A 12,449-nucleotide genomic window follows, 5' to 3' on the forward strand; every position below is an offset into this window, starting at 1 on the left:
TGCAGATCGTGCCTTTTAAACAGATCATATCTTCATATACAGAGCGTGTTAGCTAACTTAAGCGCGTGTTACTTGTAAAGTCACAAAATAAAACTTATTCTACGATGTAGAATATTTAAAGTTTACCGAGACTGATTTATGACTGTCAAGCAAAAGAAGCGGGGCCGCCCCACAAGTCATGCCGAGCAATTGAGCCAAGAAGCGATAATTAACAAGGCTAAAGGCTTGATGTTAAACGATGGCAAAATGCCAAGTATTCGGGCATTAGCCAGTGCATTATCGGTCGATGCGATGGCGATTTATCACTACTTTAAAAACAAAGATGCACTGCTTGAAGCAATTACAACATCTTTAGTGGGCGATATTTATCAGCCGGAAATAAGTGATGATTGGCAAGATGCTTTGATGGCGTTAAGTTGCAGTTACCTTAACTTATTGCAGCAGTACTCAGGCTTATTAGAAACCTTGTTATCTATGCAATCCAGCGGGCCTGCAGAGGTGTTTATTAGCCGCTTTAGCGCGATATTAGCACCGCTTGATTTAGATGAATCACAGCAAACCGATGTTTTATGTTTATTGGTGGATTACCTGCATGGTTTTGCATTGGCTTATCGCTGCAATAATACTGCGCAGACTTTGGATGTTGCAGCGATAAAAGGACCGCTAACACTGATTTTTAAAGCGATAAAAGCATAAGGCTAAGCAAGGTAATAGCTGAGGTAACTTTTTTAGTAAAAGTGCCCATAAACATGAGCACTTTTTACTAAATAGCACTTTTTATTGGGCACCAAGCCCTATTACAAAGATGGCAGTGCTTTAAAACAGTAGTGGTGTTTGCTTGCCGGGTTCCATCACCACTATGGGGTCGTAATGCCAAACCTGCCTAATGGTTTCAGGGGTTAACGTATCACTAGGTTTGCCGTCACTGACGATACAGCCATTTTCCAGTACCACTAATCTATCGGCGTAACGCGAGGCTTGATTCAAATCATGCAGCACCACAATAACTGCGTAGTTTTGCTCATGGGCAAGGCTGCGCGCTAAAGCAAGCACTCGGTGTTGCTGCGCCAAATCCAACGCTGAGGTAGGTTCATCCAGCAACAAAATCGGTGGCAACTCTGATTGTGCTAATTGGGTTAACACCCGAGCTAACTGCACACGCTGTTTTTCTCCCCCAGAAAGGGTTGGGTAGCTGCGCTCTCTTAAGTGAGAAAGAGCCACATGCTCAAGCTGCTCTGCCACCAGTATTTTGCCTTGTTGTTGATTAAGCGATAGTGGATAAAGCCCCATTTCAACCACTTCTCTTACCTTAAACGGGAATGTAAGCGAAGCATGTTGTGGTAATACTGCTAGTGACTTAGCTAATCGTTGGCGATCCCAACTATTAATGGTTTTACCGTAAACTTTAATATCGCCAGCATCTAAGGTGACTTCTTGGCAAAAGCTTTTAAGTAACGTCGATTTACCCGCGCCATTAGGGCCGAGTAATGCGGTAACTTGGCCGGCTTTTATGGTTAAATTGATATCGGTTAGCACTGGTTTATGGCCAATGCGCACTGACAAATGGTTGACCTCAAGTACTGGCATTTGTGTGTCTGTTTGCATATTAATGACCTTAAACCAAGCGGTGACGCTGCTTTAACAGCAACACAATAAAGAAGGGAGCACCAAGAAGCGCGGTGACTAGCCCGACTGGTAGCTCAGATGGCGAAACTAGCGAGCGTGCACCAATATCAGCAAGTGCCAACAAGGCTGCACCTAGCATGGCGCTAAGTGGTAATAGCTGTTTATGATCTGGCCCCACCATCATGCGTACAAGGTGCGGAACCACCAAACCAATAAAGCCGATAATACCTGTGGCTGCCACTGAAATTCCCACACCAATGGCACATAGCACGATTAATCGCAGCTTGAGCTTATCGACATCCAAACCTAAATGACGGGCCTCAGCTTCACCCAGCAACAAGGCATTTAGCGCTTTGGCGCTGCGATTAAACTGCCAACTTACTAAAGCGAGTGCGATTAAGCTTAAAACAACATAATGCCACTGCGCGCCGGCAATTGAACCTAGTTGCCACAAAGTAAGATCACGTAGCGCCATGTCGTCTGCCATATAGGTAAGTAACCCTATACCTGCGCCAGCAAGTGCGGCAATGGCTACACCTGCAAGCAGCAGTAATACTACCGATGTACCACTTGGGCTGCTTGCCAGACGATACACAATTAGGGTGGTAACTAGGCCTGCAATAAATGCACTTAGCGCTACCATGTATTCGCCGCCCTGTGGAATAAGCACAATGCAGATTGCCGCACCTAACGCCGCGCCTGATGACACGCCAATAATGCCTGGATCGGCTAGCGGATTTCTAAATAAGCCCTGCATAACAGCGCCGCATTGTGCGAGTACCGCACCGACTGCTAGTGCCAATAATGTACGTGGCAAGCGGACATTATTAATCACTAATTGCTCGTGGGGGGCAACGCTACCCATATCAAGCTGAGTAAGCCAATTAACCACAGCATGAAAGCTGGCCGTGGGGCTAATTTGCAGTGGACCTATGCTGACAGACATCAGGCTAGTTATCACCAGAGCGGCGAGTAAACTGGGCCAAAGCCAACGACGATTATCCATTTAATTATCCTGCTTTTATCTTAGTGGGCGGACTTTATTCAGTGACAGATTGCTGAGATTAGTACTGCTTTACGTTAATAAAGTCGCTAGCTAGCTTGTCGGCAGCTTCAATAGCACTTAGACCAAGGCCACCTAAAAGTGCTTGTGGCTGTAGCGACTGGATCTGTTTGTTTTTACCTGCTGGTGTATGTTCAAGCAGCGGCATTTGCTTTAGAAGATCGTTAATTGGACTTTCAATCGCCTTATCAGAACGGTTAGAGATAAGAATGACATCAGGTTGCAGTGACAAAATGCCTTCTTGTGACACTGATTTGTAACCGCTAAAACCGGCGATATTTTTGCCGCCTGCTAGCTTAATAATGATGTCAGCTGCTGTGTCGTCACCACCAACACGAGCTGGTCGATCAGCTTGAAGCAGTAAAAATAACACTTTAGGTGCATCACCTTGTTTGGCTATTTGTTGCTGTTTTTGCTCGATTTGGGCAAATGATTGCTTGACCTGCTCTTGTAGGGTGTTGGCTTGCTCTTCACGGTTAAGTAGCTTACCCATTTCATTAATATTGCTGAGCAATTGTGGCTGGGTATGCGCATCAGGTAGCTGGATAACATTGACTTTTGCGCCGCTAAGTACATCAAGTGTGGCTTTGGGTCCCATGGCGTCAGTGCCGAGTACTAGGTTGGGTGACAAAGCTAAAATGCCTTCAGCACTTAGCATGCGGTGATAGCCTAACTTTTCAACTTTATCATAACCTTGTGGCAGCTGGCTGGTGGAATCAACTGCGACCAATTCGTTACCGGCATCTAGGGCGAGCACCAATTCTGTTACTCCTGCACCAGCGCTAACGACTCGTGCACTAGCTGACTTGTTTGCATCGCCATGGTCATGGTCTGCATGAGCAAGTACTGATTGGCTGAATGCCAATGTTGATAGCAGGGCAGCGCTGGCTAATAAGCGGTTGTGGCTGCTATTAAAAAATTTTTTACCAAGCATGGGTAACTCCAAATTAATCAAAACTATTTTAAAAGAATAAGTAATAAAATTAGCGCTTTAGTTCGCTAATTACACTGAAATAAAAGCACTGCAATAAAAGTCGCTACATCAATTAGCTGCCGATTAAGGCTCCATTAAAATCTGCGTGTTGGTGATGTTTTGCCTTTGCAAAGCCGCCAGTAACGTCATTAGAGGCTGAACGGGGGCAGTTTTATCTGCAGCAATAATCACTTTGGCTTTTGGGTTGGCTTTAAAGCTCTTTGCAAAAGCGGCTTCAAAGGCAGCAAAGTCGGCATAACTTTGGCCATCAAGTGCCCAGTGTGGCTCGTTCACTAACACGTTAATCGCAATGTGTTTTTCCTGTGAAACGGCGCTTAGGTTTGAGTCGGCCTCTGTAGGCACATCAACCGGTAAACTCAATAACTGGGTGTTAGCGGTGAGCAGTAAAAACACCAGTACGATAAAAATAATGTCGATAAGCGGCGTCAGATCTAAACCAAAGCTTTGGCTGCTTTCATCATTGCCGGCGCTAATCATGACGTTGACCCTGCGGCTTGAGTAAATTGCGATTCGTTTTGGTTATGGCAGCTTGCGTCTTTACAGGTTGCAGCTTTAGCGCAAAGCTGTGCAGCTGAGTCACTACCAATGCTTAATGCCTGATCAAAGCCATCTAGCCAAAGGTTGAGAAGATTAAGTGCGTGGGCAATTTTATTGCAGCGGCGCTCTGCCCAAAGCGTGAATAGGTGCGCAAGGGTTATGGCGGGAACTGCAATAATAAGACCGGCGGCTGTGGTGTTCATCGCAAGGCCTAAGCCTGATGCTAGCTGCGATGGTGTTACTGGTCCATCAGATAAACCCAGTTGTTCAAACATCTCGATCAAACCTAAAACAGTACCAAGTAAACCTAAAAGCGGGGTGATAACCCCAATGATGTGCAATATCTTTAGGCCTGATAACAACTTATATTTTTGCTTTACGAGCCATAAAGATACGATTTCTTCACGCATAGCACGTGATTGTTCTGCATGACTCAGAAGCAGCGCAGTCCCTTTAGCAAGCATGCTGCGGCCTTGGCTTATTTGGGTCATTAGTTCTTGTCTTTGTTCTGGGGTTGCGCTGCGCGCTTGTTGGCGCAGGTCGGCTAACCAAGCATCGCGCTTTGGTAATTCAAACAGCATTAGTGCTAAACGCTCTAAAATGATCATCAAGCTGATAAAGGCGCAAATAAATAAAGGCCAAGCAAGATAGCCAAGTTGCTCGATAAGTTGCTGGTATAAGGGCTGAGACATGGTGTTTCCTTGACGATGCAAGTGCATCGCATTAACTGTTAAAAAGTGATATTTGTTGCGTTGTCCCTTAAACGCACCGCTGTTAGAGCTAATTCGCTCTTGGTATTACATTCCTCGTAACACCATTTTCAGGATCTTTTGGACTAGTTCAGCGCAAACTTAACCGGCACTCGTACTGTGTATGCGTAGGCTGTTTGTGGTGTTGGTGCGGCAAATTGCCACTTTTCTACCGCGCTGAGTGCGGCTTTATCGAGTAAGCGGTAGCCAGAGCTATCAACTAAGGTGAGTGATAGTTGCTCACCCAGTTGGTTAAACATCACCTCAATAGTGGCAGTACCTTGAAAGCCGCGTTTTCGGGCTTTTTTAGGGTAATGAGGTTGACTCGGTGGTGCAGCGAAAGTTGGCTGACTGAGTGCCACAGATTGCTGGCTAACACCTTGCTTGGCATCAACTCGCTGTTGGTTGTGAGAAGGTGTTTTAGCAACCTCAGTTGTTGGCTCATCGATGACTTTAGGCGGTATATCTTTTTCAACCTGCTTGCTGACCGTTTTTTCTACAGGTTGAGGTTTGTGTTCGGCGATTTGAGTGGCTTTAGGACTAGGTTTTACCACAGCAGGCTTAACCTTTTTAGGCTCGACTTTTTGTGGCTTTGCTTTCGCTACAGTTTTTGTCACAGATGGCTCAGTAACAGATGGCGTAGGCTGTTTTTCTGGTTTTTTTTGTTGCGGTTCTACCGGCTCAGGTATTTCAACCGCTGCAGCACTTGCTTGCATGGCAATTGACACGCTAACCGCTTGGCTTGATCCCATAGCGCTGCCGGAGCTTAGCGCTATCTCAGGCTGTGTATTTTGTGAGGCGAGCACGCCGCCTTGGATTAACACTGTTAAGCAACCAAAAACAAAATAACGTTTAGGTGTCATGGTGAAAACTCTTACCTGTTAAAAATCGGTTAACTAGCTGAATTCGTAATTTTTGTACTGCTGCGAGCTAGACGCTTAATCATCACTATCTTTACAAAACTGACAATTCGAGTGCTTATTTACATACTTTACAAAAGGTTATGAACAACAGAGTCGTTAGTATCCTTATAAGATATATCAACTGGAATGAGATCGCAAATGATAATGATTTTCATTTGATCTATTTTTTTGTCTCAGGTAAAGTGCCCAAAAATAACAAACAACGGCCTAGTTTTTGGTGTGTGCAAACTGCTACATGCTAATTAGGACGTTATTGATACTGACCTTGAGGATTGAACCAATGATCAAGAAGCCTGTTGTAATCGCAATTGCGATGGCTCTTAGCACTAGCGCTTATGCTGCACAAACTCAGCAAGCAAAAGAGCAACAAGTTACTGAATTTGATGAAGTACTTGTTACGGCAACTCGCGTAAGCGAAAAAGCCTCTGAGACTAGCCGTAGCGTGGCGGTAGTGAGCGAAGAGCAACTGCAAGAGTCACAACCTGCATCGGTTGCAGAGGCACTGAAAAATGAAGCCAATATTAACGTCAGTAACGGTCCACGAGCTTCATCTCAAGGCGTTGAAATCCGTGGTCTAGGCGGTCAACGAGTATTGCAAACTATTGATGGTGCTCGTCAAAATACCAATTCTGGTCACCGCGGAACATACTTTATGGATCCGGAGCTATTAAGTTCAGTTGAAGTGGTGCGTGGCCCGGCAAGTAGCTTGTGGGGCAGCGGCGCAATTGGTGGTGTGGTTGCTCAAAACACTAAATCAGCTGCGGACTTTTTAGAAGAAGAGGACACCTTTGGTGGCTACCTAAAGCAAGGTTATGAATCAAATGGCGATCGCATTAAAACTAGCGGTGCGATTTATGGCTTATCTGAAACAGACTCAGCTGGCAGTGTGGATTGGTTGGTTAACGGCAGTTACTACGACAGCAACAACATCAAAATCGGTAACGATCAAACCCTTGAAAACAGCTCGTCTGAAGGTACAAGTGGTCTAGCTAAATTTGGCTGGGAGCCAACAGATGATCAACGCTTGCAGTTATCGGCACGTTTTTCAAATATTGACGAACTTGTACCGAGTAACCCAGCAACTAATGTAGGGAGTTCTGTACCACTGGTTAAGCGTAAAACTGAAGATCAAAATGTGACTTTAGATTACAGCTTAAACCCAACTGATAATGCGCTGCTAGATTTAAACGCAACGCTTTACTGGAACGGTACCAACTACGATGAAGACCGCGTGACTAAAAACCAGTTTGATACTACAGAGTATGAAACCTTAGGTTTTAGTTTAAATAACAGCTCAACACTGGGCAATACCCTGCTGACATACGGTGTTGATGGCTATAAAGATTCAATTAAAACTGTCCGTGATGACCGCGGGCAAGCCGGTGAAAGACCTGATGATATTGACGGTGAAACCACAGTTTGGGGTGCTTATACACGGGCTGATATTGAATTGACTGACAGCTTAGCTGTTGACGCCGCAGTACGTTATGACGCGTTCAAAAATGATAGTAACAACCTTAACTTATCATCAGATGATAATGCATTTTCACCATCAGTTGGCCTAGTGTGGCAAACCACTGACTGGTTAACCTTAAGCGCACGTTACGATCAAGCGTTTCGCGCACCAAGCATGGAAGAGATGTACTCAACAGGTACTCACTACTGCATTCCATCAATTCCTGGTTTCTTACCTAACGGCTTATGTAACACCTTTGAAATCAACCCAGATTTGAAAGCTGAACAAGCGGAAAACAAAGAAATTAAAGCCGATCTACGCTTTGCTAATCTTGCCGGTAACGACGAGCTAGCTATCACCTTAAACGTGTTTAGAAACGACGTTGATGACTTTATTGAACAGTCAGTCTCTGATCCATTAATGGGCATTCCAGGCTTTGAGCAAACCACCTCTTGGAACAACGTTGATGAAGCTAAGCTAACCGGTTTTGAGTTCAGCACTCGCTACCGCTATGAGCAAACTCGCCTAAGTGTGAACTATGGTCAAACCGAAGGTAAAGACAAAGCAACTGACGAGTACCTATCTAACATTCCAGCTAAAAAGCTCGCTATCGACCTTTCACAAGCCATTATGGAAGGTGATATGAAAATTGGTACTCGCTTTAGCTATGTCGCTGAGCAAGACCAGCTTCCAGTAGATAATTTAAACCAATATGACTCATACAAACTTTGGGATGTATACGTGGCGTGGGAACCAGCCATGGGCACATTTGAAGGCTTAAGAGTCGATTTTGCAGTAGAAAACATCGGTGATGAGGAATATCGCCAAGCGTGGCAAACCTTGTATGAACAAGGCAGGAATTTCAAATTGTCAGCGCGCTATAGCTTCTAAGTAGGCTAATTGAGAACGAGGTCGGCTCATTAATATGTGTCGACCTCTTTGCCGTTTATTTTATAGGAGATATTCCATGTCTGTATCAGTAGAGCAAATCCGTCAACATCTAGAAGCCGATCCTGCAGCCATGCCAAGCCAAGTTGCTGCAGAGCTCAACATCAGCGAATTTGAAGTGGTATCAGCACTGCCTAGCGAGCAATTAAGCATATTGCCGCTTGAGCAGAAAGATGCGCTGTTAGCCGAGCTACCAGAGTGGGGCAATATGACCACGATTATCTCGGCGTCTGGCAGTATTTTTGAGTTTAAAGGTAGCTTTCCAAAAGGCAAATATGCTCACGGCTATTACAACTTAATCACTAAAGGCGACGGCTTACATGGCCATTTAAAGCTTGATGTTATTAGCGCAATCGCACTGATTAGCAAGCCGTTTAGAGGTACCGAAAGCCACTCAATTAATTTTTTTGGCCCACAAGGTGAAGTGGTATTCAAGGTTTACCTTGGCCGCGACAAAAAGCGTGTGTTATTGCCTGAGCAAGTCGCGCGTTTTACAGAGCTAAAGCAAAGCGTTAATCCCGAGTTAGCTTAACGCATCAGGGCGATAGAAGGTTCCCGGTGTAATCAATTAGTCACTTAATCGATTACACCCTAGGACCCGCCGTTAAGTGAAAAATAAGCATCAGAATAAGAGAGTAGAGCAATGAGCAACGAAAAAGAGCAAAGACTACGAGAGAAATTACTACCTGAAATTGAAGCGTTCAAAGCCGAGCGTTCAACCCTTCAACTTGCTACGCAAGACGCAGACGGTGTACCAAACGCCAGTTACGCGCCTTTTGCTTTGGCTGACGACGGCTTTTATATCTTGGTTAGTGAACTTGCTCGCCACGGTACGAATCTTAAAGCGTCGAACAGCTTATCTGTGATGTTATTAGAAGATGAAGCCGAAGCAAAAAGTGTATTTGCTCGCAAGCGTCTAACCTTTGATGCAACAGCTGAGCTCGTTGAGCGCGATAGCGAAATATTTGCTAAAGGTGTGGCGGCATTGTCAGCACGTTTTGGCGAGATGATCGATAACCTAGCAGCGTTAGGCGACTTTAATTTGTTTAAGCTAAACCCGCATCATGGCCTGTATGTAAAAGGCTTTGGTCAAGCGTTTAGTCTATCGGGAGCAGAGTTATTAGATGTTGACTGGAAGCGCGATGGTCACCATGGCACACCAAAAGCGGAGCTCGCTGAAGAGGCAAGTTAAGCCGATAATTATACTGATTGGTATTAAAGTTCAATAAACAATGCCCGCCTTTGCGCGGGTTTTGTTATTCTGCTGTTGTTTTCATTTTAACCTTAGTGGTTAAGGATATTGCATTGGATCAAAACGCTTCTTCAGTCGCCAAAGACGAGCCCTACTCATCGGCCTCTAAGGCTAACAGTACTACATCATCTCAGTCCCACGTTAGTCAGCGCGCAGTATTGCCGTGGATTGGCGCATTTTTAAAACCTTATCGCGCTAAAGTGATCACCGCGATTATCTTTTTATTTATCGGTTCACTCGCTTGGCTATCACTTGGTCAAGGCGTCCGCCTTATGGTCGATGAAGGCTTTTTAAAAGATAACGGTTCACGCTTAAATGAAATCATCATGTTGGTGATTGGTATTACGGCGCTCAGTAGTACCGCGATATTTTGCCGATTCTATTTAATGACTTGGTTAGGTGAGCGAGTCAGTGCTGACATTCGTTTAAAGGTGTATGACCACTTATTAAAATTGTCGCCAGGGTTTTACGCCAAGCTAAGAACTGGTGAGGTGATCTCCCGTTTTACCGCTGACTCGACCTTGTTGCAATCAGTGGTGGGGTCAAGCTTATCGATGGCGCTGCGCGCTAGCGTAACTGTGCTCGGCGGTATTGTGATGATGGCGATCACCAGCGTTAAAATGACAGGTTTAGTGTTACTCGCGGTACCTATGGTGCTGGGGCCGATTTTCTTTTTTGGCCGTAAAGTGCGCGATTTAAGTCGTAAAAGCCAAGACAAAGTGGGTGACTTAGGCGCTTATGTGGATGAGACATTGCATGAGATCCACACGGTGCAAGCGTACTCCCATGAAGATCAAGACCGAGCTTTATTTAATAATCGTGTTGAAGCTGTGATGGATGCTGCCAAAGGGCGCATTAAGTATCGTTCAATCCTTATTTCACTGGTGATGTTTTTAAGTATTTTAGCCATCGCCTTAGTCGTTTGGGTTGGCGCGCACGATGTAATGAGTGGGGCGATAAGTGCTGGTGAACTGTCGGCCTTTATGTTTTATGCGGTCATGGTGGCAGGCTCTGTGGCAACCATCAGTGAGGTGATTGGCGAAATTCAACGTGCAGCCGGTGCAACTGAACGGTTAATTGAGCTAATCGAAACGCCAATCGATATCCCGGTTGTTGCTAACCCGCTTACCCTACCAACGCCGGTTCGCGGCGAACTCGCGCTTAAAGATGTGCGCTTTAGCTATAGCAATATGAACGATAACAAGGTTGTAAAAAACAGTTCTTTAAAAGGCAGCTCTTTAAAAGAAAGTTCTGAAGATAACAGCCCTGAGCCAATAAGCAGCCCTGAGCAAGTTGCCGATATCAGCCTTGAGCGAGTTCCTTATAATACCCCTGAGCCAGCTTCTTATATTAGCTCTGAGCCCGTTTCTAACAGCGAAGTTATTCGCGGTCTCAATATTGATATCAAGCCCGGTGAACGGGTTGCACTGGTTGGGGCCAGTGGCGCAGGTAAAAGTACACTGTTTGAACTACTACAGCGCTTTTATGTACTAGATAGCGGAACAATTGAACTTGATGGCGTGGATATCGCAAAGCTCAGTCCGCAAACCTTACGTCAGCAATATGCATTAGTGCCACAAGAGTCAGTGATCTTTGCTACTAGCGTATTAGAGAACGTGCGTTATGGTCGTCTTGAGGCGAGCGAAGCTCAGGTAAAGCAGGCATGTATAGCTGCAAAAGCCGATGAGTTTATCAGTGAGTTTAGTGATGGCTACCAAACCTATTTAGGAGAGCGTGGCGTACGTCTATCAGGCGGGCAAAAGCAGCGGATTGCGATTGCGCGCGCAATTTTGGCTGATAGACCTATTTTGCTACTCGATGAAGCAACCAGCGCACTCGATGCAGTGAGTGAGCAAAAGGTTAAGCAAGCACTTGATAGTTTAATGGTGGGTAAAACCACCTTGATTATTGCCCACAGGCTAGCAACGGTTATCAATGCCGACCGCATTTTAGTGTTAGATAAAGGCCAAGTTGTGAGCAGTGGTACCCACAGTGAGTTAATGCAAAGCAGTGAGCTTTACCGTGAGTTTGCCAGTTTGCAGTTATTAACTGATGATAAGGTGCAATAAGAGTAAACTAAAACAGCGTCTTAAGCGTATAGTAAGGGTATAGTTAGCTAACTGCATAGGTTTATGAGGTTGCTCAATCTCAGCCTATGCATTCATTACAATAAGAGAGAATCCTATGCGCTTAATCACTATTGCATGTTTATTGTTTCTATCTGCCTGTACCAGCTTGCCAAGTGGTATTGAGCCGGTTAAAGGCTTTGAATTACCGCGTTACTTAGGGACTTGGTATGAAGTAGCTCGCCTTGATCACAGCTTTGAGCGAGGCTTAAACCAAGTCACTGCGACTTACTCGATGAAAGACGATGGTGGCGTAAAGGTGATTAATCGCGGCTTTTCAACTGCCGAGCAAAACTGGAAGCAAGCTGAAGGAAAAGCCTATTTTGTTGATAGTCCAGATATTGGTCATTTAAAGGTATCTTTCTTTGGGCCGTTTTATGGTGCTTATGTGGTGTATGAGCTCGATACTAAAGATTACCAATATGCCTTCATCACTAGCTATAACCGCGACTATCTATGGTTTTTATCGCGCACACCGACTGTGGATGCAGCGTTAAAGCAGCAGTTTATCGAGCAAGCTAACAAGCTTGGTTTTGCTACTGAGCAGATTATTTGGGTCGAGCAAAGCTAGTTAGAATAGAAAAGAATACCGACTAAAAAAGGAGCCTTGGGCTCCTTTTGGTTTTCTGCGACTTAAACCGCTGAACTTGGCGCTACTTGTGTAGCTTTTATCATGGAGCTACTTACGTAACTTATATTTTGGAGTTACTTACGTAACTTATACCTTGGAGTTACTTACGTAACTTATATTTTGGAGTTATTTACGTAACTTTTT

At 44.9% G+C, this 12,449-nt stretch carries 12 protein-coding genes; 6 read left to right on the top strand and 6 right to left on the bottom strand.

Features of this window, described 5'->3' with window-relative positions; all coding sequences use genetic code 11:
- Window positions 1-138: 138 nt before the first annotated feature.
- Window positions 139-696, top strand: coding sequence for a TetR/AcrR family transcriptional regulator (locus L2740_RS04440; RefSeq protein WP_248948916.1), 558 nt, complete (start codon window positions 139-141; stop codon window positions 694-696).
- A 120-nt stretch (window positions 697-816) separates the two neighbouring features.
- Here L2740_RS04440 and L2740_RS04445 read toward each other — a convergent pair whose 3' ends face one another.
- The 6 genes from L2740_RS04445 to L2740_RS04470 all read right to left on the bottom strand — a co-directional run bounded on the left by L2740_RS04445 (window position 817) and on the right by L2740_RS04470 (window position 5,832).
- Window positions 817-1,605 carry a heme ABC transporter ATP-binding protein gene (locus L2740_RS04445; RefSeq protein WP_248948917.1) on the bottom strand — a complete coding sequence of 263 codons (789 nt, stop codon included), beginning with the start codon at window positions 1,603-1,605 and terminating at the stop codon, window positions 817-819.
- Between the two features lie 10 nt (window positions 1,606-1,615).
- Entirely contained in the window at window positions 1,616-2,632 is a 1,017-nt protein-coding gene (locus tag L2740_RS04450) for a FecCD family ABC transporter permease (protein WP_248948918.1), read from the bottom strand.
- Between the two features lie 58 nt (window positions 2,633-2,690).
- Window positions 2,691-3,623 (bottom strand): heme/hemin ABC transporter substrate-binding protein, encoded by a 933-nt coding sequence (locus L2740_RS04455; RefSeq protein ID WP_248948919.1) that lies wholly within the window; start codon window positions 3,621-3,623, stop codon window positions 2,691-2,693.
- A gap of 123 nt (window positions 3,624-3,746) precedes the next feature.
- Complete coding sequence (locus L2740_RS04460; protein ID WP_248948920.1) at window positions 3,747-4,160, bottom strand: ExbD/TolR family protein; 414 nt, start codon at window positions 4,158-4,160, stop codon at window positions 3,747-3,749.
- Window positions 4,157-4,912: a MotA/TolQ/ExbB proton channel family protein gene (locus L2740_RS04465; protein WP_248948921.1), complete on the bottom strand. Its 756-nt coding sequence runs from the start codon at window positions 4,910-4,912 to the stop codon at window positions 4,157-4,159. Before L2740_RS04465 ends, L2740_RS04460 begins: the two co-directional genes overlap by 4 nt.
- A gap of 143 nt (window positions 4,913-5,055) precedes the next feature.
- The gene (locus tag L2740_RS04470; protein WP_248948922.1) at window positions 5,056-5,832 is read right to left on the bottom strand and encodes an energy transducer TonB; all 777 of its coding nucleotides are present in this window, start codon (window positions 5,830-5,832) and stop codon (window positions 5,056-5,058) included.
- A 340-nt stretch (window positions 5,833-6,172) separates the two neighbouring features.
- Here L2740_RS04470 and L2740_RS04475 point away from each other — a divergent pair, with 340 nt between their 5' ends.
- The 5 genes from L2740_RS04475 (at window position 6,173) to L2740_RS04495 (ending at window position 12,245) form a co-directional block, all read left to right on the top strand.
- On the top strand, window positions 6,173-8,239 hold the full coding sequence (locus L2740_RS04475) for a TonB-dependent hemoglobin/transferrin/lactoferrin family receptor (RefSeq protein ID WP_248948923.1): 2,067 nt from the start codon (window positions 6,173-6,175) through the stop codon (window positions 8,237-8,239).
- A 76-nt stretch (window positions 8,240-8,315) separates the two neighbouring features.
- Complete coding sequence (gene hutX, locus L2740_RS04480; RefSeq protein WP_248948924.1) at window positions 8,316-8,828, top strand: heme utilization cystosolic carrier protein HutX; 513 nt, start codon at window positions 8,316-8,318, stop codon at window positions 8,826-8,828.
- A 111-nt stretch (window positions 8,829-8,939) separates the two neighbouring features.
- A complete protein-coding gene (gene hutZ, locus L2740_RS04485; RefSeq protein WP_248948925.1) occupies window positions 8,940-9,488 on the top strand; it encodes a heme utilization protein HutZ in 549 nt (182 codons plus the stop codon).
- A gap of 113 nt (window positions 9,489-9,601) precedes the next feature.
- Complete coding sequence (locus L2740_RS04490) at window positions 9,602-11,617, top strand: ABC transporter transmembrane domain-containing protein (RefSeq protein WP_420833506.1); 2,016 nt, start codon at window positions 9,602-9,604, stop codon at window positions 11,615-11,617.
- 115 nt (window positions 11,618-11,732) lie between these two features.
- Window positions 11,733-12,245, top strand: coding sequence for a lipocalin family protein (locus L2740_RS04495; protein ID WP_248948926.1), 513 nt, complete (start codon window positions 11,733-11,735; stop codon window positions 12,243-12,245).
- Window positions 12,246-12,449 lie beyond the last annotated feature (204 nt).

The sequence above is a fragment of the Shewanella pneumatophori genome (genome assembly GCF_023283895.1).
Classification (GTDB): Bacteria; Pseudomonadota; Gammaproteobacteria; order Enterobacterales; family Shewanellaceae; genus Shewanella; species Shewanella pneumatophori.